The 22,576-nt window shown below is 69.1% G+C and carries 18 protein-coding genes; 3 read left to right on the top strand and 15 right to left on the bottom strand.

From position 1 onward, the window contains the following. Window positions 1-18: 18 nt before the first annotated feature. Together O1R50_RS08760 and metH are read right to left on the bottom strand one after the other, a co-directional pair. Window positions 19-576, bottom strand: a complete 558-nt coding sequence (locus O1R50_RS08760; protein ID WP_270109579.1) for a thymidine kinase — start codon at window positions 574-576, stop codon at window positions 19-21. 90 nt (window positions 577-666) lie between these two features. After that, window positions 667-4,206 (bottom strand): methionine synthase, encoded by a 3,540-nt coding sequence (metH, locus tag O1R50_RS08755; protein ID WP_270109577.1) that lies wholly within the window; start codon window positions 4,204-4,206, stop codon window positions 667-669. Between the two features lie 280 nt (window positions 4,207-4,486). Here metH and O1R50_RS08750 point away from each other — a divergent pair, with 280 nt between their 5' ends. Beyond that, window positions 4,487-5,125 carry an MSMEG_1061 family FMN-dependent PPOX-type flavoprotein gene (locus tag O1R50_RS08750; RefSeq protein ID WP_270109575.1) on the top strand — a complete coding sequence of 213 codons (639 nt, stop codon included), beginning with the start codon at window positions 4,487-4,489 and terminating at the stop codon, window positions 5,123-5,125. An 85-nt stretch (window positions 5,126-5,210) separates the two neighbouring features. Here the strand turns inward: O1R50_RS08750 and O1R50_RS08745 are convergent, their stop codons facing one another. The 3 genes from O1R50_RS08745 to mshC all read right to left on the bottom strand — a co-directional run bounded on the left by O1R50_RS08745 (window position 5,211) and on the right by mshC (window position 9,169). After that, window positions 5,211-6,098, bottom strand: coding sequence for a phenylalanine 4-monooxygenase (locus O1R50_RS08745; RefSeq protein WP_270109573.1), 888 nt, complete (start codon window positions 6,096-6,098; stop codon window positions 5,211-5,213). Between the two features lie 72 nt (window positions 6,099-6,170). Further along, entirely contained in the window at window positions 6,171-7,856 is a 1,686-nt protein-coding gene (locus tag O1R50_RS08740) for an enoyl-CoA hydratase-related protein (RefSeq protein WP_270109571.1), read from the bottom strand. A gap of 71 nt (window positions 7,857-7,927) precedes the next feature. Further along, the gene (gene mshC / locus O1R50_RS08735; RefSeq protein WP_270109570.1) at window positions 7,928-9,169 is read right to left on the bottom strand and encodes a cysteine--1-D-myo-inosityl 2-amino-2-deoxy-alpha-D-glucopyranoside ligase; all 1,242 of its coding nucleotides are present in this window, start codon (window positions 9,167-9,169) and stop codon (window positions 7,928-7,930) included. A 117-nt stretch (window positions 9,170-9,286) separates the two neighbouring features. On the opposite strand from mshC, the gene O1R50_RS08730 reads away from it, so the two are divergent. Beyond that, complete coding sequence (locus tag O1R50_RS08730; RefSeq protein WP_270109568.1) at window positions 9,287-10,261, top strand: aldo/keto reductase; 975 nt, start codon at window positions 9,287-9,289, stop codon at window positions 10,259-10,261. 74 nt (window positions 10,262-10,335) lie between these two features. Here O1R50_RS08730 and O1R50_RS08725 read toward each other — a convergent pair whose 3' ends face one another. Further along, complete coding sequence (locus O1R50_RS08725; protein WP_270109567.1) at window positions 10,336-10,830, bottom strand: VOC family protein; 495 nt, start codon at window positions 10,828-10,830, stop codon at window positions 10,336-10,338. 73 nt (window positions 10,831-10,903) lie between these two features. On the opposite strand from O1R50_RS08725, the gene O1R50_RS08720 reads away from it, so the two are divergent. Further along, window positions 10,904-11,740 carry an AraC family transcriptional regulator gene (locus O1R50_RS08720; RefSeq protein ID WP_270109565.1) on the top strand — a complete coding sequence of 279 codons (837 nt, stop codon included), beginning with the start codon at window positions 10,904-10,906 and terminating at the stop codon, window positions 11,738-11,740. Window positions 11,741-11,764: 24 nt separating this feature from the next. On the opposite strand, the gene O1R50_RS08715 is transcribed toward O1R50_RS08720, so the two are convergent. The 9 genes from O1R50_RS08715 to O1R50_RS08675 all read right to left on the bottom strand — a co-directional run bounded on the left by O1R50_RS08715 (window position 11,765) and on the right by O1R50_RS08675 (window position 22,362). Next, window positions 11,765-12,139 (bottom strand): cupin domain-containing protein, encoded by a 375-nt coding sequence (locus tag O1R50_RS08715; RefSeq protein ID WP_270109563.1) that lies wholly within the window; start codon window positions 12,137-12,139, stop codon window positions 11,765-11,767. An 83-nt stretch (window positions 12,140-12,222) separates the two neighbouring features. After that, complete coding sequence (locus tag O1R50_RS08710) at window positions 12,223-12,816, bottom strand: histidine phosphatase family protein (RefSeq protein ID WP_408612636.1); 594 nt, start codon at window positions 12,814-12,816, stop codon at window positions 12,223-12,225. Between the two features lie 80 nt (window positions 12,817-12,896). Further along, window positions 12,897-14,513 carry a ribosomal protection-like ABC-F family protein gene (gene abc-f / locus O1R50_RS08705; RefSeq protein ID WP_408612650.1) on the bottom strand — a complete coding sequence of 539 codons (1,617 nt, stop codon included), beginning with the start codon at window positions 14,511-14,513 and terminating at the stop codon, window positions 12,897-12,899. A 272-nt stretch (window positions 14,514-14,785) separates the two neighbouring features. Continuing rightward, the gene (locus tag O1R50_RS08700) at window positions 14,786-16,108 is read right to left on the bottom strand and encodes a M20/M25/M40 family metallo-hydrolase (RefSeq protein WP_270109560.1); all 1,323 of its coding nucleotides are present in this window, start codon (window positions 16,106-16,108) and stop codon (window positions 14,786-14,788) included. A 127-nt stretch (window positions 16,109-16,235) separates the two neighbouring features. After that, window positions 16,236-17,426: a cation:proton antiporter gene (locus tag O1R50_RS08695; RefSeq protein ID WP_270109559.1), complete on the bottom strand. Its 1,191-nt coding sequence runs from the start codon at window positions 17,424-17,426 to the stop codon at window positions 16,236-16,238. Continuing rightward, a complete protein-coding gene (locus tag O1R50_RS08690) occupies window positions 17,426-17,911 on the bottom strand; it encodes a cation:proton antiporter regulatory subunit (RefSeq protein ID WP_270109558.1) in 486 nt (161 codons plus the stop codon). Before O1R50_RS08690 ends, O1R50_RS08695 begins: the two co-directional genes overlap by 1 nt. 54 nt (window positions 17,912-17,965) lie before the next feature. Next, window positions 17,966-18,859, bottom strand: a complete 894-nt coding sequence (locus O1R50_RS08685; RefSeq protein ID WP_270109557.1) for a transglutaminase-like domain-containing protein — start codon at window positions 18,857-18,859, stop codon at window positions 17,966-17,968. Window positions 18,860-19,013: 154 nt separating this feature from the next. Further along, on the bottom strand, window positions 19,014-20,096 hold the full coding sequence (locus O1R50_RS08680; RefSeq protein ID WP_270109556.1) for a polysaccharide deacetylase family protein: 1,083 nt from the start codon (window positions 20,094-20,096) through the stop codon (window positions 19,014-19,016). Window positions 20,097-20,412: 316 nt separating this feature from the next. Further along, window positions 20,413-22,362: a phosphatase PAP2 family protein gene (locus O1R50_RS08675; RefSeq protein ID WP_270109555.1), complete on the bottom strand. Its 1,950-nt coding sequence runs from the start codon at window positions 22,360-22,362 to the stop codon at window positions 20,413-20,415. Window positions 22,363-22,576: the final 214 nt, after the last annotated feature.

Raw genomic sequence — 22,576 nt, 5'->3', positions numbered from 1 at the left:
GACGCCGCAGGACAGGCCCTAGGCGAGTCCGGCGCGGTGGTGGCGGCGGCACAGGACGGTGTAGGAATCCATGTCGCCGACCTCGACCAGGTCGCCGGCGAAGGTCATGACGCCGTCGCGGACGCGTGCGTTGTGGGTGCCGCGTTCGCCGCACCAGCAGTTGACGCGGACCGGGAGTTCCTCGACGCGATCGGCGAGTTCGATGAGCCGCTGAGCGGCCGGGAAGAGGCGGCCGAGGAAGTCGGTCTTGAGGCCGAAGGCGTAGACGTCGAGGCCGAGTCCGTCGACGGCGTCCGCGAGGTGGTTGATCTGCCTGGGCGCTTCGAGGAACTGGACTTCGTCGACGATCACATACGGGGGTTTGATGGCGGCGAGGTCGTCGTAGATGTCGAAGCCGGGCTTGACCTCGCGGGCTTCGTGGCTGAGGCCGATGCGGCTGGAGACCACGCCTTCGCCGCCGCGGTCCATGGAGGTGTAGACGACGCCCGTGCCGCCGAGGGAGTGGTGGTACTGGAGCGCGAGGGTGGACTTGCCTGCGTCCATGACTCCGAGATAGGCGACGAGTTCGTGCGACATGGCTCTATGGTGCCGAACGCGCGGCGTGCCGTATGCAGCGCCTCGGAACGCGGTGCCCGGCACCCCATTGGTACCGGGCACTCGCGCTCGCTATTTGGCGTTGAAGTAGCTCGCCTCGGGGTGGTGGAGGACGATCGCGTCGGTGGACTGCTCCGGGTGGAGCTGGTCCCCTTCGGACAGTTCGACGCCGATGCGCTCGGCGCCGAGGAGTTCGACGAGGGTGGCGCGGTCGGCTAGCTCGGGGCAGGCCGGGTAGCCGAAGGAGTAGCGGCAGCCGCGGAAGTCGACGTCGAAGTAGCCCTTGACGTCGCCCGGGTCGGAGTCGGCGACGGTGCCGCCCGAGGGCAGGACCCATTCGCGGCGCATGCGCCGGTGCCAGTACTCGGCGAGCGACTCGGTGAGCTGCACGGTGAGGCCGTGCACTTCGAGGTAGTCGCGGTAGGCGTTGGCCTGGAACAGTTGGTTCGTGTACTCGGAGACCTTGGAGCCCAAGGTGACCAGCTGCATGCCAAGGACGTCGAGCTGCTCGCCGTCCTTGGCGCGGAAGAAGTCCGCGAGGCAGAGCCGCCGGCCTTGGCGCTGGCGCGGGAAGGTGAAGCGGGTGCGTTCGGAGTGGCCGTTCTCATCGAGCACGACGAGGGTGTTGCCTTCGGCGTAGACCGGGAAGTAGGCGTACACGACCTTCGCTTCGAGCACGTTGTCGGTGGCGAGGCGGTCGAGCCAGTAGCGCAGGCGCGGGCGGCCCTCGGTCTCGACCAGCTCCTCGTAGGAGGGGCCGTCTCCGCGGGCGGGCTTGAGGCCCCACTGGCCGAGGAAGGTGGCGCGCTCGTCGAGCAGCGCGGCGTACTCGGAGGTCTGGATGCCTTTGACGACACGCGAGCCGTAGAACGGCGGGACCGGGATCTCGACGTCCGTGGCGACGTCGGAGCGCACCGAGCTGTCGTTGAGGTCCGGGAGGGTGTCGGCGACCATCGTGGCCTGCTTGGCGCGGCGTTCGCGGCGCAGGGCGATCTTCGCCTCCTTCTCGGCGTCGACGATGGGGACGCCGGTGCGGCGGGCGGTCATGACCTTGTTCATGAGGTCGAGGCCCTCGAACGCGTCGCGCGCGTAGTGCACCTGGCCGCCTTCGAACATCTCGCGCAGGTCGTCCTCGACGTACGCGCGGGTGAGCGCGGCGCCGCCGAGGAGGACCGGCCAGCGCGTGTGCATCGAGCGGGCCATCATCTCGGCGAGGTTGTCCTTCATGATCACCGTCGACTTGACGAGCAGTCCACTCATGCCGATGACGTCGGCCTGGTGCTCTTCGGCGGCGTCGAGGATGGCGTTGATGGGCTGCTTGATGCCGAGGTTGACGACGGTGTAGCCGTTGTTGGACAGGATGATGTCGACGAGGTTCTTGCCGATGTCGTGGACGTCGCCGCGGACGGTGGCGAGGACGATGGTGCCCTTGTCGGCGGCGTCGGCCTTGTCCATGTGCGGTTCGAGGTGGGCGACGGCGAACTTCATGGCCTCGGCGGACTGGAGGACGAACGGCAGCTGCATCTGGCCGGAGCCGAAGCGGTCGCCGACGACCTTCATGCCTTCGAGGAGGTTGTCGTTGATGATGTCGAGGGGCCGCTTGCCGTTCGCGAGGGCTTCGTCGAGGTCGGTGTCGAGGCCGTTCTTGTCGCCGTCGATGATCCGCTGGGCGAGGCGCTCGTCCAGCGGGAGGGCGGCGAGGGCTTCGGCGCGCGCCTCCTTGGTGCCGGCGAGGCTGACGCCGTCGAAGATCTCGATGAGCTTCTGCAGCGGGTCGTAGTCCTCGGTGCGGCGGTCGTAGACCATGTCGAGGGCGACCTGCTTCTGCTCCTCGGGGATCGAGGCCATCGGCAGGATCTTGGAGGAATGGACGATCGCGCTGGTGAGGCCCGCTTCGACGCATTCGTTGAGGAACACGGAGTTGAGGACCTGCCGGGCGGCCGGGTTGAGGCCGAACGAGATGTTGGAGACGCCGAGCGTGAAGTTGATGCCCGGGTAGAGGCGGGCGATCTCGCGGATGGCGGCGATGGTCTCGATGCCGTCCTTGCGGGTCTCCTCCTGCCCGGTGGAGATGGGGAAGGTGAGCGCGTCGACGAAGATGTCCTGGATCTTCATGCCCCACCTGCCGGTGAGGTCCTCGATGAGCCGGGCGGCGACGCGGACTTTCCAGTCGCGGTCGCGGGCCTGGCCCTCCTCGTCGATGCAGAGGGCGACGACGCCTGCGCCGTGCTCGGCGACGAGCGGCATCATCCGCTGGTAGCGCGAGTTCGGCCCGTCGCCGTCCTCGAAGTTGACGGAGTTGACGATGCACTTGCCGCCGAGGGCTTCGAGTCCGGCTTCGACGACGTTCGGCTCGGTCGAGTCGAGCATGATCGGGAGCGTGGACGCGGTGGCGAAGCGGGAGGCGAGGACGCGCATGTCCTCGGCGCCGTCACGGCCGACGTAGTCGATGCAGAGGTCGAGCAGGTGCGAGCCGCCGCCGGCCTGCTCGCGGGCGATCTCGACGCAGCGGTCGTAGTCGGCGGCGAGCATGGCGTCGCGGAAGGCCTTGGAGCCGTTGGCGTTGGTGCGCTCGCCGACGTTGAGGATCGAGGCGTCCTGCAGGTACGGGACGTGGTGGTACGAGGAGGAGACGCCCGGTTCGAGGACGGGGGTGCGCTCCTTCGGCTTGACCAGGTTCTCGGGAGCGCCGCCGAGGCGGGCGCGGACGGCCCGGATGTGGTCGGGAGTGGTGCCGCAGCAGCCGCCGACGAGGCTGACACCGAAGTTCTTGACGAAGTCCTCGTGGGCGTCGGCGAGCTCTTCGGGGGTGAGCGGGTAGACCGCGCCGTTCGGGCCGAGGGTCGGCAGGCCGGCGTTGGGCATGACCGAGATCGGGACCGGCGAGTGGCGGGAGAGGTAGCGGATGTGCTCGCTCATCTCCTCGGGGCCGGTGGCGCAGTTGAGGCCGATGAGGTCGATGCCGAGGGCGGCGAGGCTGGTGAGGGCCGCGCCGATCTCGCCGCCGACGAGCATGGTGCCGGTGGTCTCGACCGTGACCTGGGCGATGATCGGGATCTGGGTGCCGAGCTGGGCGTTCGCGCGCTTGGCGCCGATGACGGCGGCCTTGGCCTGCAGGAGGTCCTGGGCGGTCTCGACGAGGATGGCGTCGGCGCCGCCTTCGATGAGGCCGAGCACGCATTCCTGGTAGTGGTCGCGCAGGAGCGCCATGGGGGCGTGGCCGAGGGTGGGCAGGCGGGTGCCGCCGCCCATCGAGCCGAGGACGAAGCGCGGCCACTCGGGGGTCGCGTACTCGTCGGCCTTCTGCCGGGCGAGGGCGGCGGCCGCGCGGGCGAGTTCGCGGGCGCGGTCGACGATGTCGTATTCGACGAGGCCGCCGTAGTTCGCGTTGAAGCTGTTGGTCTCGATGCAGTCGGCCCCGGCGGCCAGGTAGGCGTCGTGGATGCCGAGCACGATGTCGGGGCGGGTCACGCACAGGATGTCGGAGAGGCCTTCGAAGCCGTCGTAGTCCTCGAGGGTCGGGTCGTAGGCCTGCAACATGGTGCCCATACCGCCGTCGGCGATCACGACGCGGCGACTGAGGACATCAAGGAAAAGACTCTTCGCAGACACGGGGTCTAGGGTACTTGCGGGTGCCGACAAGTGGGAACTCGGTTTCACAGGATGGGCATCATGTCGGGTGAAGATCACAGTCGGATGAATAGGACGAACGGCATGGAACTCCTCCCTTCGCATGTGCACTGATCGGTCTCCACCGCTTGTGCTGGGTCATCCGCATGGGCGTACGCGACGCGATCGCCGACGCCCGCGGGCGCCCCAAACGCGGTAGCCGGGAAGCTTGAGGCGGGCGTAGCATCGGGTCGTAACGGCCGTCTCTTCCGAAGGGACCCAGATGGACGCGCTCAACCGTCACTTGTGGACCGAAGTCACCGACCGCGACAAGCTCCGCGAGATCGTGGGCGAGGTGATGCCCCAGGCGGCCACGAAGGAGCGCCCGAAGCTCCATCAGCGCGACAGGGAATGGCTCGCCGCCTCCCCGTACTGCGTGGTCGCGACCGCCGATGCCGACGGCAACTGCGACGCCTCCCCCAAGGGCGACCCGGCCGGGAAGCTCGTACATGTGCTGGACGACTCGACCCTCGCGATCCCCGAGCGCAAGGGCAACCACCGCGTCGACGGATACCACAATGTGCTCGCGAACCCGCATGTCGGCCTGCTCTCCCTCATCCCCGGCCGCCGCGAGACGCTTCGCATCAACGGCCGCGCCCGCGTGGTCTCGGACGCGCCGTTCTTCGAGGACATGATCGTCAAGGGCCACAAGCCGGTCCTGGCGCTGGTGGTCGAGATCGACACGATCTACTTCCACTGCGGCAAGGCCTCGATGCGCTCCGGGATCTGGAAGCCCGAGACGTGGACGTCCGACACGCTGCCACGGCACGCGCAGCTCGTCAAGGAGACCCAGGTCGTCGAGGCGACCTTGGAGCAGCTCGTCGACAAGTACGGCCCGAAGTACGAAGCGGAGCTGTACTAGGAGACGGCGCAAAAGCGGCGGCTGACCGGTTCACTGCACAGAGATCACGCGGCCGGGCGAAGCGCCCGGCCGCTGCAGCGCGCGCCTAGCGCGCCTCGGCCTTGAGGCGTTCGATCGACTCGTCGTCGCACGTCTCCCAGAACTCCCCCACCACGTCCTCCAGCTGCTCCATCGAGCCCGCGTCGAAGAGGTGGTCCTGGTACTTCGTGATGTCGTAGTCGATGGTGCCCATCGTGAGCAGGTCGAGCGGCAGGATCTCCATGCCGCGGAACTCGTCGATCTCCCCGTACGAGGAGAGGATGCCCGCGCCGTAGGCCTTGAGGCCGTCCTTCTCGCTCATGACCCCGAACTCGAGGGTGAACCAGAAGACGCGGGAGACGAATTCGAGCGCGTCCTCCGAATGGACGCGGCGGGCCGCCTCGCCCGCGGCGCGGTACAGGGCTGCGAAACGCGGCGACGCGAGGGCGTTCGCGTGGCCGATGACCTCGTGGATGACGTCCGGCTCGGGCGTGTAGAGCGGCACCGAGTGGTGGCGGATGTACTGGGTCGCGTGGAACTTCCCGTCCGAGAGCACCCCGTAGAACTCGCGCAGGGGCACCAGCCCCGCCGCGGGCAGGTAGCTGAAGCCGGTGAGCGGCTCCAGCGACTCGGAGACCTCGTGGAGCTGCGGGATGTGGTCGGCGGGGAGTTTGAGGCGCTCGGCGCCCTCCAGGTACTCGTGATTGGCCAGGGCTTGATGTTTGATGGCGAGTTCGGCGCTGACCAGCCGCCAGATCTCGTGCTCGGTGTCGGTGTAGGAGACGGTCGGCATGGGTAGGCCGGGGCTCCAGTCCAATGCGAGGGCCGCGATGGCGTTGCGCCGTTCGCGGTACTCGGGGTCGGCGAAGCCCGGGTGGTTCTCACCCAGTTCCACGACGACCGCGCCGTCGGCGTCGGTGTTGACCGGCGCGAAGTACTGTCCTTCTTCGAACATAAGGACAGTCCATCAGGTGGGACGGCGCCTGTCAACGCGCTGGCGATACTGGCAAACCCTCTCCTGGCGTGATCAGCGGAAACGCAGCTTCTCCGGGGTCTCGGTCGGGGCCGACTTGCCGAGGAACGCGCGGCGCTTGGCGTCGAAGCCGTGCCGGTCGTCGAACATGTCGCGGGCCATCTCGGCCAGCTCGATGGTCCGGTAGTACGACAGGGGCTTCGACTCGGCGCGGCGGCGGGCCTTCGCGGCGAACATGCGTCCGCGCGTGACCGGCTCGTTGTAGCCGATCGCGACCGCGCGGAGCCAGCGCTGGAACTCGTCCCAGTCGCGGGGTCCGACCGCGCCGATGAGGCCGATCTGCTTGGCCTCGGCGGCTGAGATCGGGAGCTTCTCCCCCAGGAGGCGGGCCGCGGTCTGCTCGCCGACGCGGTTGGCGACCGACCAGGTGTGCAGCTCGGAGCCGAAGATGCCCATGTCGTAGTAGGGGTTGAGGACGGTGCCGTCGCGGGCGACGGTGACGTCGGCGCAGAGGGCGGCCATGACGCCGCCCGCGCCCGCGTTCGCGGAGAACGCGGCGACGGTGAGCTGGTCGGCGGCGGCGATGGCGAGGCACAGGTCGTCGATGGCGTTGATGTTGTCCCAGGCCTCGGCGGCGGGGTCGGCCGCGGCGTCGATGACGCCGAGGTGGATGCCGTTGGAGAAGGCGTGCTCGGTGCCGGTGAGGACGAGGATGCGGGTGTCCTCGGTGAGGGCCTTCTCGACCGCGCCGGTGAGGCGGCGGCACTGCTCGGTGTGCATGGCGCCGTTGTAGGAGCGGATGGTGAGGTAGCCGATGTCGCCTTCGCGGTGATAGAGGGTCTCGGCGATGGCTTCGGGTGCGGGTTTGAAGGGGGCGCTGGCGGCGTTGACGACCATCGCGGCGGGGAGTTTGGGGCCGCGCTTGGGGAGCTTGCGGCCCGAGGAGGCGTCCGGCTTCTCGAGGAGGGCCGCGTAGCCGACCCAGAGGGTGCCGCGGCCGGTGGCGAAGGCGATGGACTCGCAGTCGCGGCCGACGATGGTCCCGGGTTCGGCGCCGGTGTCCTCGCTGGTGGCGGTGGCGTCGAAGAGGCAGTAGGTGCGGCCGTCGAGGACGGCGGGCGCGCCCGGGGCGCCGTCGGCGGCGGCGATGCGGCGGGCGAGTTCGAACGCCGACGCGCGCCAGTCGAGGGCGAAGGCGTTGCGGCGCAGGAGCGGGAGCTCGCCGGTGCCCGGGACGGGCAGCGGGAGGTCCTCGGCGGGCACCGGTCGTTCGCCGTTCTTGACCTTTCGGACGACGGTGGCGACGCATTCCATGGCGGCGTCGGCCACGCGGCTGTTGTAGAGCGCCGATTTGGTGATGCCGTCGGGGACGTCGAATGTGGAGCACGCCCAGACGGGTCCGGCGTCCATCTCCTCGACCGCCGAGAGCGCGGTGACGCCCCAGCGCGGGCTCTGGCCGAGCAGGGTGTGGTCGAGCGAGGAGGGGCCTCGGTCGCCGACCGGTCCGGGGTGGATGATCACGGTGGTCCAGCGACGCCAGACGTCCTCGGGCACACGGTGTTTGAGGAAGGGGCACAGGATGAGGTCGGGGTCGATGCGCTCGACGGCGTGGGTCATCGACTCGGGGGTGCTGTGCGCCGGGGCGAGTTCGACGCCGACCTCGTGCCCCTGCTCGCGCAGGGCGCACCAGACGCGCTGGGTCAGGCCGTTGAAAGCGGACGCCAGCAGCAGGATCTTCAATTCGACTCCAGGAGGACGGGGAGTCGGCCACGCTCAACTGTGAGCGTACCGATACTCGGCATTTCGCACAATCAGCGCGTGCAGTCTATGCCGAGCAATCCTCCGATCGTGTCGCGGGCAAGGGTCGGAGCCGAGGGGTCCTCGCCTCCATTGGCGAGGGTCTCGTTCGCCCAGGCGTCGACGGCGGCGAGCGCCCCCGCGGTGTCCAGGTCGTCGGCCAGGCGCTCGCGGAGGGCTGTGAGCATGGCGCCGGCCGGAACGGCGAGTTCGCGGGAGACGGCCTCGCGCCAGCGGCCCAGGCGCAGTTCGGCCTCGGCGAGCTTGGCGGTGCTCCACTGCCGGTCGGAGCGGTAGTGGTCGGCGAGGAGGGCCAGGCGGACAGCGGCGGGGTCGACGCCTTCGGCGCGGAGCTTGGAGACGAATGCGAGGTTGCCGAGGGACTTCGACATCTTCTCGCCGTCGAGGCCGATCATGCCGGTGTGGACGTACGAGCGGGCGAAGGGCCTGGTGCCGGTGAGTGATTCGGCGTGGGCGGCCGAGAATTCGTGGTGGGGATAGATGAGGTCCGAGCCGCCGCCCTGGACGTCGATCTGCTCGCCGAGGAAGTCGAGCGCGATGCAGGTGCACTCGATGTGCCAGCCGGGGCGGCCGGGGCCGACCTTGGTGTCCCAGGAGGGCTCGCCGTCGCGGGGGGCGTTCCACAGGACCGGGTCGAGCGGGTCGCGCTTGCCTTCGCGGTCGGGGTCGCCGCCGCGCTCGCGCGCGTAGCGGAGCATGGTCTCGCGGTCGTAGTTCGACTCGGAGCCGAAGCCGGGGTTGGATTCGACGGCGTAGTAGACATCGCCGGAGTCGTGGCGGTAGGCGGCGCCTTTCTCGAGGAGTTCGGCGACCGCGTTGCCGACCGAGGGGATGGACTCGATCGCGCCGATGTAGTGGCGGGGCGGGAGGACCTGGAGGGCCACCATGTCCTCGCGGTAGAGGGCGGTCTCGCGCAAGCCGAGGACCTGCCAGTCGGTGCCGTCGCGTTCGGCGCGCTCGAAGAGGGGCTCGTCGACGTCGGTGACGTTCTGCGCGTAGTTGACCTCGAGCCCCTGGTCGAGCCAGTAGCGGTGGACGAGGTCGAAGGTGATCATCGTGGCGGCGTGACCGAGGTGGGTGGCGTCGTAGGGGGTGATGCCGCAGACGTACATCGTGGCGCTCTCGGCGCCGGGCTCGACCGTCTCGCGCTGGCCCCCGGAGGCGGTGTCGTGCAGGTGCAGGGCGGGGCCTTGGCCGGGCAGGGAGGGTACGTGCGGTGCGGTCCAGGAATCCATGCCCGCGATCATATTTCGATCCCGGCCGACCGGCCAGTAGTCGATCACGGACTTCTCGTCCCTTCAAGCGCACCTGAGGCTTTCATGCGAGGTTCACTCAATGTAACTTCTGTGACTATGGAACGCCGACCACTTGGACGCAGCGGCATCGAAGTCTCCTCGCTAGGCCTGGGGACGATGACGTGGACCACCGACGAGGCCGGCCTTGAGGATGCCGCAGCGCAGCTGCAGACGTTCGTGGAGGCCGGCGGCACGCTCGTGGACACCGCCGACGTGTTCGGGCAGGGCGCGGCGGAAGCGGTGATCGGCCAGCTCATCGGCAAGATCGTGGCGCGCTCGGAGCTGCACATCGCCACGAAGGCCGGGGTGCGCACCGACGGGGCGCCGCGCAAGCGCGACACCTCGCGCGGGTGGCTCATGCGCTCGCTCGAAGGGTCGCTGCGGCGGCTCGGCACCGACTACATCGACTTGTGGATCCTGCACGTCTACGACCCGGACACGCCGCTCGAGGAGACCATGTCGGTCCTCGATGCGGCGGTGTCGAGCGGGAAGGTGCGGTACGTGGGGCTCTCGAACCACACGGGCTGGCAGACCGCGCGCGCGTTCGCGTGGCAGTCGGCGTGGCCGGGACGGACCCCGATCGTGGCCAACCAGGTCGAGTACTCGCTGCTGCAGCGCGGCGTCGAGCGGGAGGTGCTCCCGGCCTGCCTCGCCCTCGAGATGGGCGTACTCGCCTGGTCCCCGCTCGGGCGCGGCGTCCTGACGGGCAAGTACCGGTTCGGGCGGCCCGCCGATTCGCGGGCGGTCTCGGCGCAGTGGTCGCGGTTCGCCGGGGTGTACCTCGACGAGCGCTCGGCCGGGATCGTCGAGGCCTGCGCCACCGCGGCCGAGGGGCTCGGGGTGAGTCCGCTGGAGGTGGCGCTGGCGTGGGTGCGCGACCAGCCGGGCGTGGCCTCGGCCATCGTGGGCGCGCGCAACGCGACGCAGCTGCGGGCCTCGCTCGCGGCCGAGCAGCTGTTCCTGCCGCCGGAGATCCGTCTGGCGCTGGACGACGTGTCCGCGCCGACGGTGGGCTATCCGGAGAGCTACTGAGCGGGGCGGGCCTTGCGGCCCGCCCCTGGTTCGTCGCCGCTACCGGCCTTCGCCCAGCAGCGCCGGTTGCGGGCTTACGATTTCGCCATGCCTGCGATCCACTCGTTGATCCGGCGCTCGGCCTCCTCGTGCGAGACGTCCTCGACGCGGGTCATGATCGACCAGCGGCGCCCGAACGGGTCGGCGATGGACGCGTACCGGTCACCGGTGAGGAACACCGAGGGCTCCTCGCGAACGGTCGCGCCGGCCTCGACGGCCTTCGCGTAGACCGCATCGCAGTCCTCGACGTAGAGGGCGAGCGAGCCGGTGATCCGCTCGGCGTTCGGCGATTCGAGGCCCCACTGCGGGTTCGCGTCCCCCAGTTGGAGGACCGAATCGCCGATCTGCAGGTCGCAGTGCATGACCGAGCCGTCCGGCCCGTCGTTGCGCATGAGGACCTTCGCGCCGAAGACCTCCTTGTAGAACTCGATCGCCTTCGCGGCATCGTTGACGACGATGAACGGCACGATCGAGTGGTAGCCGTCAGGGATCGGGTTCACCTTGGTGTCTTTGCTGGTTTCAGTGCTCATGGGTCCAGTCTCGCGTGCCGGTTCGGCGCGCGCTTGTAAAAAAGCGTCACACCTCCCGCTTAGCATCGGAGCTGTGAACGGAGCTACCGCGAGCGACAAGGGCCTGCTGCGACCGCAGGAAGCCGTGCAGTACATCGACCTGCGGCGATACCGCGAGACGGGGCTGCTCGGCCAGTTCGTCGAGCGATACTGGTCGGTCCGCTGGGACCTGCCCGAAGGCACCTCGTACGAGTCGGTGGTGATCCCCCATCCGTGCGTGAATCTGAGCTTCATGCCCGTGATCGGCGCGGAGCTGCACGGGCCCGGCATCGCGGTCTCCCGGCACCACCTCACCGGGCGCGGGCGGGTCTTCGGGGTGAAGTTCCGGCCGGGCGGTTTCACGGCGTACAGCGGGGTCGAGGGCGCGGCGCTGGCCGACTGGTCGGCGGGCGCGGCGACCGTGTTCGGGCGCGAGGTCGACGAGCTGAACTCGATCGTGATGAGCGGCAGCGACATCGACGCGATCCAGATGGTTTCGAGGTTCTTGACGGATCGCGTCCCGGAACGGCCCGACCCCCGCTACGGGCGGGTGCTGGCGGTGGTGCGGGCGATGCTGGAGGACCGGTCGATCACGCGGGTGGACCAGGTGGCGGCCCGGTTCGCCATGTCCCCCAAGACACTCCAGCGGCTGTTCCAGGACTATCTCGGACTCGGCCCGAAGACGCTGATCCAGCGCTACCGACTCCACGACGCGGCCGACCGCCTCGCCGAGGACCCGGAGTCGGACCTGGCCCGCCTCGCGGCCGAACTCGGCTGGTCCGACCACGCGCACTTCACGCACGACTTCAAGAACCTCATCGGGTTCCCGCCGTCGGAGTACGCGGCCCAATGCGCTACGGCGGGAAGGGAACTCGTCCTCGCCCGCCGCTGATCTGCAGGGAAGTCCCGGCCTCGGTCAGGACGCCTCCCCCATGTTCTTCGAAACCACCTCGATCGTGCGGTTGAGCTCCTCGGTGGGGCTGAACTCGACGAGTTCGGTGCCGGAGAAGAGGACCGGCGTGTGTCCCGGGCCGACGTGGTAGGCGTCGCCGGCTTCGAAGGTCTCGTCGCCGTCGGCGGTCTTGAACGTCACCTTGCCGGTGAACACGTACCCCCAGTGCGGGCACTGGCAGCGGTCATCGGGCAGGCCTTTGAAGTACTCGCTGAGGTCGGCGTCGGAGGTATAAGTCTCGAAGCCCACGGTGTAACCGGTGTCCATCTCGGTGAAGTGGCCTTCGTAGCCTTCCAGCTTCAAGGTCTCTTCGGCGGATGCTTTCGATGTCTTCGGCATGTCATGCCTCCTCGGATCGCTAGGGCCTGCCTTCATCATCGCCCTGGCCGCAGTCCCCCGGCCGTGATCCGAGCAATCGCCGTTCAGTGCGCCGAATCGGCCGTCCCGGGCCCGGTGACCGGTTCCTCGATCGAGCCTGCCGTGACGGTGTAGTGCCAGCCCGGCTGCCAGTTGAACGGAGCGTTGACCAGGCGCTCGATCGCTTCACCGCCGAGCAGGACGTGCAGCGCCCAGCGGTTGGCGGAGTGGGCGATGATCACGACCCGCTGGCCGTCCCGCTCGGCGACGAGGTCGCGGAGGAACTCGCGGGTCGCCTCGATGACCTCGCGGTAGCTCTGGCCGCCGCCGGGGAACGGCCGATCGATGTGCGCTGAGCGGACCTTGGCGAGTTCGGCCACCGGTCGACCGTTGAGGTCGCCGTAGTCGCATTCGCGCAGGCGAGGGTCCTGAAGCACCGGAATGCCGGTGTCGCCGAACGCGATTCGCGCGGTCTCGACCGCGCGGCGCAAGTCCGAGGTGTACACCGCGTCCGGCGGCTCGGCCCGGTAGCGGGCGCCGAGTTCGGCGGCGACCTCGCGACCGCGTGCCGACAGACGACCGGGCAGGTGCCCGGTCGCGATGCCCCGCTCGTTGTCCTCGGTGATCGAATGCGTCTCGTAGGTGATCGCCACGGCCATAAGGGAATTCGCTTTCAGTACGGAGTGGCCCGAGGCTAGCGCGCCAGCCTCGGGCCCGGCTTCGGCGGGTGCCGGTTCGATCAGACGACGGCACCGGCGTCCATGTGCAGGTGCCGGCCTTGGAAGGACTCGCGGAGGCGGCGGTCGTGGCTGACCAGGATCACTGTTCCCTCGTAGTCGACCAGGGCTTCCTGGAGTTGTTCGGCCAGCAGCGGGGACAGGTGGTTGGTCGGCTCGTCCAGGAGCAGGACGTCGACCGGCCTCGATACGAGCCTGGCCAGTTCGAGGCGGCGGCGCTGGCCCACCGACAGGGCCGCCACCGGCGTGCCGAACTGGTCGTGGGTGAACAGGCCCAGGCGGTCCAGTGCTTCGGCGTGCTCTTCGAGCGTGCCGACGCGGCCTTCGGCGAAGGCCCGCAGTACCGACTGCCGCCCAGAACCCGGACCGGCCAACTGACGCAGGTGGCCGATCGCTCCAGTGCGGTCGACCGTTCCCTCGTCGGGTTCGAGTTCGCCGGCGAGGACCCGCATCAGCGTGGTCTTGCCCGCGCCGTTCGGGCCCGTCACGAGCATGCGCTCGCCCTGGGCGATGGACAGTCCATCGACCTTGAGACGATCACCCACGCGGATGCCCTTGAGCGTCAGGGCCGGGGCCGCGATCGCCGCCTCGGTGGTGGCCACGGCCGCTTCAAAACGCATCGGCTCGGGCGGTTGCGGAACCGGCGCGGCGCGCAGCCGTTCGAGCATCTGCTTCGCGACTCTGATGCGGCTGCCCGCGCCGTGGTCTCGGTTCCTCGCCCGGAAAGCGCCCGTCGACATGTTGGCCATCGGAAGCTTTCTCGGGATCGCCGCCATGCGGCCTGCGTTGTGGTCCACGATGCCTTGCTGGCGTTCTACTTCGGTCTTCCAGGACTCGTAGGCCTCTTCCGCTTGCTGTCGTTCGGTCTCCTTCGCAGTGAGGTAGCCGGTGTAGCCGTTGCCGTATCGGCGGGCCTTTCGGTCGGCCACTTCGAGCATCGTCGTGGTGATGGCCTCGAGGAAGGCCCTGTCATGGGTCACGGCGACCACTGTTCCGGGCCAGTCGCGCAGTTGCGCCTCCAGCCAGGTGACGGCGTTGTCGTCGAGGTCGTTCGACGGTTCGTCGAGCAGCAGCAGCGCGGGCCTGGCCGCGAGGGTCGCCGCCAGCATCAGCCGCGAGCGCTCGCCGCCTGAGAGCGTCCCCAGGGGACGGTCTCGGTCGAGGCCCGGCAGCCCGAGGACTTCCAGTGCCCGGTCGACTCGCACATCGGCTTCCCAGCCTTCGCGGGATTCGAAGTGCGACATGAGCTCGGCGTAGCGCTCGCCTGCGGTTTCGTCGCCGTCGGCCATCTGCTGTTCGGCAGCTCGCATCGCCTGCTCGATGTCGCGCAGGTCTGCCAGCGCAAGGTCGATCGCGTCGGCGACCGTGTCCTGTTCGGGCAGGTCGAGTTGCTGCGGCAGGTAGCCGATGCCTCCCGGGGAGGTGACGGCGAGGTCGCCGTTGTCGGGCTCCTCGACGGCGGCGAGGAGCCTGAGCAGGGTGGATTTGCCGGATCCGTTGTCGCCGATGATGCCGAGCTTCTCCCCCGGTTTGACGGTGAAGCTGACACGGTCGAGGACGAGGTGGTCGGCGTAGCGCTTGGTGATGTCTACAAGGGTCAGTTGGGCGTGGCGGAACATGCGCGCCTCCAGAAAGCAGTCGTTCGCGAGGGAAATGCGGATGGGCGGCACGCGAGAAGCGCTCTTGGCTTCATGGATTGCGATGCGTGCCTTGGCGGCCGTCGCGGAGCTCTGCTCTACGCGGTGGCCTGGCTGCTTTCTAAAGGAAAATCAACATCGCGTCCGATTGTAGCGCCGGTTTCGGCAGGGCGTCTACGGAACGACGGGCCCTAAAGCGGTGAGTGCGCTCACTGCGTTAGGGCCCGTTGGGTTCTCGTCAGGTCTGGGTAATGCTATGCCTGTGAGATGAACCGGTCCATGACGTCGACGCCGAACTTGAGGCCGTCGAGCGGGACGCGCTCGTCGATGCCGTGGAAGAGGGCGGTGAAGTCGAGGTCGGCGGGGAGCTTGAGCGGCGCGAAGCCGAAGCAGCGGATGCCGAGGGTGGCGAAGGCCTTGGCGTCGGTGCCGCCCGAGAGCATGTACGGGACGGTGCGGGCGCCGGGGTCGGCCTGGCGGATCGCTTCGGCCATGGCGTCGACGAGGACGCCGTCGAAGGAGGTCTCGTATCCGGGCTGGCGGATCTCGTATTCGAAGTCGATGCCGTCGCCGGCGAGTTCGCGGAGGACGGCTTCGAGTTCGTCGTTGCGGCCCGGGAGCGAGCGGCAGTCGATGACGGCGTCGGCGCTCGAGGGGATGACGTTGGTCTTGTAGCCCGCGTTGAGGCGGGTGGGGTTGGCGGTGTTGCGGAGGGTCGCGCCGATGAGGCGGGCGACCGGGCCGAGTTTGGCGACCGTCTCGTCGGGGTTGTCCGGGTCGAATCCGATGCCGGTCAGCTCCGAGACGGATTCGAGGAACTGGCGGACCGTGGGGGTCATCTCGACGGGGAACTCGTGCTGGCCGATGTTGGCGACCGCGCGGGTGAGGCGGGTGACGGCGTTGTCGTCGTGGAGCATGGAACCGTGCCCGGGGCGGCCGGTGGCGCGCAGGCGGAGCCAGTCGAGGCCCTTCTCGGCGGTCTGGACCACGTAGACGCGCAGGTCGCCCGGGAGGGTCATGGAGAAGCCGCCGACCTCGCCGACCGCTTCGGTGACGCCTTCGAATACCTCGGGGTGCTGCTCGACCATGAAGCGGGCGCCGTAGTCGGAGCCGGCTTCTTCGTCGGCGGTGAAGAGGAGGACGAGGTCGCGCGGGGGGACCTTGCCGCGGCGCTTCCAGTCGCGCACGAGGGCGAGGAGCATCGCGTCGAAGTCCTTCATGTCGACGGCGCCGCGGCCGAAGAGGTAGCCGTCCTTGATCTCGCCGGAGAAGGGGTGGACGGTCCACTCGTCGGGTTCGGCGGGGACGACGTCGAGGTGGCCGTGGAGCAGGAGGGCGCCGCGGGTGGCGTCGGCGCCGGGGTAGCGGCAGGCGACCGAGGCGCGGCCGGGCGCCGATTCGTAGATCTTCGGTTCGAGGCCGACCTCGGCGAGCTTCTCCGCGACGTACTCGGCGGCGGCGCGTTCGCCCTTGGCGGTCGCGTTGTCGCCGGTGTTGGTGGTGTCGATGCGGATGAGGTCGCGCGCGATGTCGACGACCTCGTCTTGCGGGCGGGGCGGGTTCGCGGTTTCAGCCATCTATGAGTTCTATCAAGCCGGTATAACGGTTCGGCGTGTGCGGTGGCGGGAGTGAAGAGTGCAACCCGGCTCCGCCGGCCCTGGCACAGCGGGTGCTCCGGTGCCGCGCACTCCCGCCACGGAAGCGCTACGTGGCGGCCTGCGCTAGGCGTCTCGCGCGGTTCTTCTTGCGGCGCTTGGCGACGATCGGTCCCGCGAGGCGCGGTGCGAGCGGGCCGATGGCGGCCAGGATCAGCACGTACGCGGCGGCGACGGATCCGAGCGCGGGGTCGAGTCCGGCGGTGACGCCGAGTCCGGCGATGACGATCGAGAACTCGCCGCGCGGCAGGAGCACGAGTCCGGCGCGGAGCTTGCCGGTGAAGGCGGAGCCGGCGTGGCCGGCCGCCCACCAGCCGGTGGCGAACTTCGTCGCGATGGTGACGACCGCCAGCGCGATCGCGACCGGGAGCACCGGTGGCAGCGCCCCCGGGTCGGTCTCGAGCCCGAAGTTGACGAAGAAGACGGCCGCGAACAGGTTCTTGAGCGGTTCGAGTGTCTCTTCGGCTTGGCGTGAGACTTCACCGGAGAGGGCCATGCCGACGATGAATGCGCCGACGGCGGCCGAGACGTGCACTTGCTCGGCGAGCCCGGCGACGACGAGGACGATGCCCATGACTTTGAGCATGAGGATCTCGTCGTTGGGCGAGGCGAGGAAGCGCGAGAGCAGCCCGCCGAAGCGGGAGGCGATGAGGAAGGCGGCGGCGACCGCCAGGAGGGCGACGCCGAGGCCGATGGCGGCCTGCGCGAACGCGAGCCCGGCCAGGATCGTGGTGAGGATCGGCAGGTAGAGCGCCATGATCATGTCCTCGGCGACGAGGAGCGCGAGGATGGTGGGCGTTTCGCGGTTGCCGAGCCAGCCGAGGTCGGTGAGGACCTTCGCGATGATGCCGGAGGAGGACACGTAGGTGACGCCGCCGAAGACGACGGCGGCGGCGGGCCCCCAGCCGAGCAGGAGCGCGCAGATCACGCCGGGTGTGGCGTTGAGGACGAGGTCGACCACGGCGCCGAGCCACGAGGTCCTCATGGTGCCGAGCAGTTCGCGCGGCGTGTATTCGAGGCCGAGGGTGAACAGGAGCAGGACGACGCCCACTTCGGCGCCGACGTCGAGGAAGCCGGTGATGGCGTGCATCTCGTAGATGCCGCCGTGCCCGAAGGCGAGGCCGGCGAGGAGGTAGAGGGGGATGGCGGAGATGCCGAACTTGCCGGCGATGGCTCCGAGCAGACCGAGGGCTCCGATGAGGAGGCCGAGCTCAAGGAGAAGCGCGACGGTCCCGTGCATTATTCGAGTCCGCGCAGGATCCGGTCGACGGCGTCGACGGCCTCTTGCGTTCCGATGGTCACGAGGCGGTCGCCGACGTGGAGGATCGCGGAGGGGGGCGGGCCGGTCTCGACGCCGTCGGCGCGGACGATCGCGACGATGGAAGCGCCGGTGCGGGTGCGGGCGCGGGTGTCCCCGAGCGGGTGTTCGGCGTAGGGGCTGGTGGCGTCGACCTTGATCTGGCGCGAGACGAGGTTGTCGATCTCGTGGTGCAGCCGGTTGAGTTTCTCGACGATGCGGGCGCCGCCGAGGAGTTCGCCGATCGCAGCGGATTCGTCGGCGGAGAAGACGATGCAGTCGAGCATCGAGTCGGGGTCGTCGGGGTCGTAGATGATGAAGTCGCGGCGGCCCTCGCGGTGGGCGACGATGCCTAGGCGCACATGGCGTTTGGTTTCGAATTCGAACCGCACTCCGATTCCGGGCAGCTCGGTGCGCTCCACGTCCACTGTTGGTCACTCCTTTTGTGTGGGATACGCACCGAACCGTACAGCACGGAGGGGTCAGTCGACCGGGATGACCGGTTCCGTGCTCTGGCGGACGGCATTGCGAACCTGGTCGGGTACGCGGATGCGGTCGTCGGTCTCGTATCGGGCGCGGACGTCGGCGGCGGTTCTTGGGTCGACGGTGACGGCGGCGAGGTCGTCGAAGAGGGCGGTCAGGTCCGCGTCGATCTCGTCTTCGGGTTCGGGGATGCGCCCCCAGACGTCCCAGGGCAGCAGTTCCATGTTGGACAGGGCGGCGGCGTCGCGGACGAGGTTCGCGGCGATCCACCAGGGCCCGCTTTCACCGGGGATGCCGGGGAGGCCGCATTTGTCGGCGTCGAGTTCGCCTGCGCGGTAGGCGATCCAGGCTTGACCGGCGACGACGAACTTGTCGCGGGGGACGTCGGCGGGGTCGAAGTCGAGGCCGAACTCCTTGACCTGGATCGGGTCCATCTGGGCGTCGGAGAGGATCCAGCGTTCGCCGTCCCAGTACTCGGCGACCCAGTGGTCGATGTACCAGTCGGCGTCCGGGGCGTAGTGGAGGAAGCCACAGCGGGCACGGGCGGGGACGCCGTGGGCGCGGAGGGCGGCGACGGTGACGAGGGTGAAGGTGCGGCAGGTGCACGCGAAGCGGTGCTTCGGGTCGCGCGGGTCGGTGAGGGGCCGCTGGTCGTCGTCGAGGATCTGGGCGAGGATGCGGTCGGCGGCGCGGACGTGGGCGGTCTCGCGCTGGTGTTCGGCGAGGTCGAAGCCGTAGAGGCCGGTGAGTGCCTGGTGCACCAGGAGTCCTTGGACTGCGGCGAGGAGTTCGCGGGGTTCGGTGGGGAGGGCGAGCAGGTCCGTGCGGTGGTCTCCGGCGTCGGAGAGTGGGCCGGGCTGGGTGTAGTAGGCGAGGACTTCGTTGGCGCTCATGGTCTTCCTTTCGAATGAGTGCCTTGAAGCCTATGGAGACTTGCGCCCGGATCTCCAAATTCAATCGTACAAATGTACGGGCTTGAATTTGTGGGGATCAGGCCCCTCCGGCCGGCTCGTCGGCCGACCGGAGGTCACCGTTCCATGGCTCCCGTCAGACGCGGGTCCACTTCTGGTTGTTGCCGCCCCAGCAGCTGTAGAGCTGGACGGGGGCGCCGTCGGAGGAGCTGTAGACGTCCAGGCACATGTTCGCGTACCCGGCGCTGCGGATCGACCCGTCGGAGTTGAACGTCCACTTTTGATTCGAGGCGTTGCTGCATGCGTTGATCTGCAGTTGCGCGCCGTTGCTCCCTGAAGGCGTTTCGAGGCATTTGCCGAGGACGCGCAGCTCCTGCGCCGCGGTGAAGGTGAACTGCTGGTTCGATCCGTCGTTGCAGGTGTAGAGCTGGACTTTCGTGCCGTTGGCGGAGTTGAAGCCGGGCACGTCGATGCACTTGCCCGCGGAGTTGCTGCGCAGCGAGTCGGTCCAGGCACCACTGCCGGTGCCGTCGGGGGCGACGGCGCGGCCGGTGCTCGGGGAGATCATCCCGGTGCACAACCCGCGCGAGCGCAGGTCGGCGGCGATCTGCGGGATCGCGTCGATCGTGCTCTGGTAGAGGTCGTGCATGAGGACGACGCCGCCATTCTGGACGTTGCGCACGTTCTGCACGATCTGCGCGCTGGTGGTGTCGTAGTTCCAGTCGAAGGAGTCGACAGTCCAGAGGATCTCGGTGAGCCCCTGCTGGTTCGCGATGGACTTGACGGTGGCGTTCGTGGCCCCGTACGGCGGCCGGAACAGGGCGGGGGTGACGCCGGTGGCCTGCCGGATCGCTTGCTGGGCGGCGGAGATCTCCTGGGCGATCTGGGAGGAGTTCAGCTTGGTCAGGTCGGTGTGGGTCTGGGTGTGGTTGGCGATCCACATGCCGGCGTTCACCTGGGCGCGGGCGAGCGCGGGATTGTTGGCGACCTCGCGCCCGACGTTGAACATGGTGGCGCGCAGGCCGTTGGAGGTCAGGGTGTTCAGGAGCCGGGTGGTGGTGGTCGAGCGGGGCCCGTCGTCGAAGGTCAGCGCGACGTAGCCGTTGCAGGTCTGCGCCTGCGCAGGTGACGCAGCGACGCCGAGCACCGCGACAGCGGTGCCGACGGCGAGGAGGAAGGCGGACAGGGTGGCGATGAGCGTTCTCATGCGACTTCGCATGATCGGCCTCCTTGGGGTGTCGCCCGGCGACGCGCGGCGGCGTCCCGGGATACGGCGCATCAGTCGGCGTCGACGAACTCCCAGGGGTGAGGGGCCCTAGTCGTCATGAGGGTGTGACGATGGATCGATGTCCCGTGAACGTACTGGAACGAATCCCAGTATCCGGTGCCGATTCGCTGGAAGACAAGGGTTTCACGCAACCAATACATGGACGTACATCGATTTAGAGGCGGCCGGTCGGGAAACGGGAGTCAATCGGAGCGAGATCCTGGGGACGCCGAAGCCCCGGCCGCCGGGCGGCCGGGGCGGTCTCGGGTCAGGCGGCGTCGATGCGGACGTTGACGCGCTTCTTCTCGTACTCGACCGTCGCGATGTAGCCGGGAAGGTCGAGTTCCACCGAAGCGAACTGGCCCTTGACCTCCTGGGCCTTGACGACCGGGAGGTCCACGCCGGTCGTCGGCGGGCGCTGCGGGTCGAGCGTGATCTTGAGGGCCGAACTCGAGTCGAGGGTGACCTTCTTGGAGGCCTCCACGGCGGGCTCGCCGCCGTCGTTCAGCACGATCTGGAGGGTCGAGTTCGCCAAGGCGAGCGCCCGCAGTTCGAGCTGCGCGGTGTCGACGATAAGCCGGCCGCCGGCGACGGTGACACCGCCCTTGCCGAAGGCGTTCGCCGATACGGCCCGCAGGGTGCCCTGCTGGAGCGCCACACCGCCGGAGAAGGAGTTGTCGCCGGCGAGGGTCAGCGAGCCGGTCCCTGCCTTGGTGAGCTTCCCGGTGCCGCCGATGTCATTGCGCCACGTGTCGGCGGCGTGGAAGCCGCCGGACGCGGCGTCCATGGTGACGGTGAGGTCCGCGTCGAAGCGGCCGTACCCGTCCGCGGCGGTGAAGTAGTCGAGGCGGCCCCACTGCTCCGGACCGTCGAGGATCGGGTACCCGGCCTTGAGGGCGGTGGTGCGCAAGACCTCGCGGCGCTGGTCGGCGCTGAGGTAGGGCAGGCGGGTCTCCAGGAGCACCTCGGCGCCCTTGGGGACGGTCATGGCGGTGTCGGAGCCGTCGCGTTCGAGGATGTAGGTGAGACGCTCGGCGAAGCGGGCCCGATTCGCCTCGATGTCGGCGTACTCGTCGGTGTCGGGGGCCTCCCGGTGCGCGTAGGCATAGAGCTCGTCGGCGGAGACGCCGGTCTTCTCGGTGAAGTACGCCAGCGCCTGCGCGCGGGCCTCGGCCTTGATCTGGGCGGTCGCCGGGTTGTGGAGGACGGCGGCGGCGAGAGCGGTGCCGAGGATGCGGCCGCCCACGACGTCGACCGCGCTGTGCATGCCGGCCATGATGCGCGAGTGCGAGGTGTCCGAGGCGCGCATCAGCAGTTCCTGGAACCGTTCGGGCACCGCGTAGGCGAGCGCGAGCCCGGCGAGCCAGGCGGCGTTGGTGTGGCCCGAGGGGAATCCGCCGTCGTCGGCGGGGGTGGTGGAGCGCTGGCGCAGCAGCTCGGGGGCGGCCGCGACCTCCGACTCGTAGACGGGGACGCCGAGGACGGGGATGCCGCCGGTCTCGACGACTTCGCTGGCGCGGTTCATGCGCCACGGACGCGGGTACTGGTAGGCGAGCTTGCTCGGGTTCGAGGAGGTGTTGTTCCCTCGGACCGTGTTCACCAGGAGCGCGACTTTGCCGAGCTCGGAGTCGGTCGCGCCGGGGCCGATCGCCGAACCGGCGGGGGCGTCGGGCGGGAGCGCGTCGCTGATCTTGTCGGCGGGGATGCCGTCGGGGGCACCGGTGATGGCGGTGACGGCCTTCGCGCCGGCCTTGTAGAGGGCTTCGAGCGGGCCGAGGCCGCCGATGGCGCTGTAGCTCTGGTGCTGGCGGTCGAAGATGTAGGCCTGCTTGGATTCTGCGGGAGTGCGGGCGCCGGTGACCTCGGCGCTGTACTCCAGGTTCGCTTCGAGGACGTCCTCGTCGAGCACGGTGCCGTTGTTCCATGCCGAGCCGGTCTGCCACAGGTCCTGGAAGCCGCTGAGGATGCGGACGGCCGCGTTGCTCTCGGGGGTGAGGTTCTCGACCGTGTTGGTGCCGTACGTGTCGACGAACGCGGGGCCGGTGTACTGGGCCCACTGGGTGCGGGGTGCCTCGGGGGCAATCGATTCTACTGTGGACTGGAGCGCGCTAGTGGTCCCGCTGCCGGCGGCCGGTTCGGGGATGACCGCTGCGGCGGCGATTCCGGCGGAGCCGGCGAGGAGCGCGCGGCGGCCGATGGTGTGCTGTTGTCCTGGCATGTCGTGCTCGTTTCAGTGCGGTGGGCCAAACCTCGCGGTCTCGGGGGCGGCGCCGCGGGAACTGATTGCGAGCAACACTCTCGCGGCGCGCGGTGAACGGATCGTAGCGAGCCGGTGAGCAAGGGCTGCACGGTGGCTAACGGTTGCAGACGGGGGGGGGGCGGGGGGGGGGGGGGCGGGGCGGCCCCCCTGGGCGTAACGGGGGGCGGCGCCC

It is taken from the genome of Glycomyces luteolus, assembly GCF_027622875.1.
Classification (GTDB): domain Bacteria; phylum Actinomycetota; class Actinomycetes; order Mycobacteriales; family Micromonosporaceae; genus Glycomyces; species Glycomyces luteolus.
This window is presented reverse-complemented; position numbering and strand designations above follow the sequence as displayed.

Bases quoted from the DNA above. Each gene is read 5' to 3' on its own strand.
- O1R50_RS08760 (WP_270109579.1), bottom strand. From the start codon at position 576: ATGTCGCACGAACTCGTCGCCTATCTCGGAGTCATGGACGCAGGCAAG.
- O1R50_RS08750 (WP_270109575.1), top strand. From the start codon at position 4,487: ATGGACGCGCTCAACCGTCACTTGTGGACCGAAGTCACCGACCGCGAC.
- O1R50_RS08745 (WP_270109573.1), bottom strand. From the start codon at position 6,098: ATGTTCGAAGAAGGACAGTACTTCGCGCCGGTCAACACCGACGCCGAC.
- mshC (WP_270109570.1), bottom strand. From the start codon at position 9,169: ATGGATTCCTGGACCGCACCGCACGTACCCTCCCTGCCCGGCCAAGGC.
- O1R50_RS08730 (WP_270109568.1), top strand. From the start codon at position 9,287: ATGGAACGCCGACCACTTGGACGCAGCGGCATCGAAGTCTCCTCGCTA.
- O1R50_RS08725 (WP_270109567.1), bottom strand. From the start codon at position 10,830: ATGAGCACTGAAACCAGCAAAGACACCAAGGTGAACCCGATCCCTGAC.
- O1R50_RS08715 (WP_270109563.1), bottom strand. From the start codon at position 12,139: ATGCCGAAGACATCGAAAGCATCCGCCGAAGAGACCTTGAAGCTGGAA.
- O1R50_RS08710 (WP_408612636.1), bottom strand. From the start codon at position 12,816: ATGGCCGTGGCGATCACCTACGAGACGCATTCGATCACCGAGGACAAC.
- abc-f (WP_408612650.1), bottom strand. From the start codon at position 14,513: ATGTTCCGCCACGCCCAACTGACCCTTGTAGACATCACCAAGCGCTAC.
- O1R50_RS08700 (WP_270109560.1), bottom strand. From the start codon at position 16,108: ATGGCTGAAACCGCGAACCCGCCCCGCCCGCAAGACGAGGTCGTCGAC.
- O1R50_RS08695 (WP_270109559.1), bottom strand. From the start codon at position 17,426: ATGCACGGGACCGTCGCGCTTCTCCTTGAGCTCGGCCTCCTCATCGGA.
- O1R50_RS08685 (WP_270109557.1), bottom strand. From the start codon at position 18,859: ATGAGCGCCAACGAAGTCCTCGCCTACTACACCCAGCCCGGCCCACTC.
- O1R50_RS08680 (WP_270109556.1), bottom strand. From the start codon at position 20,096: ATGCGAAGTCGCATGAGAACGCTCATCGCCACCCTGTCCGCCTTCCTC.
- O1R50_RS08675 (WP_270109555.1), bottom strand. From the start codon at position 22,362: ATGCCAGGACAACAGCACACCATCGGCCGCCGCGCGCTCCTCGCCGGC.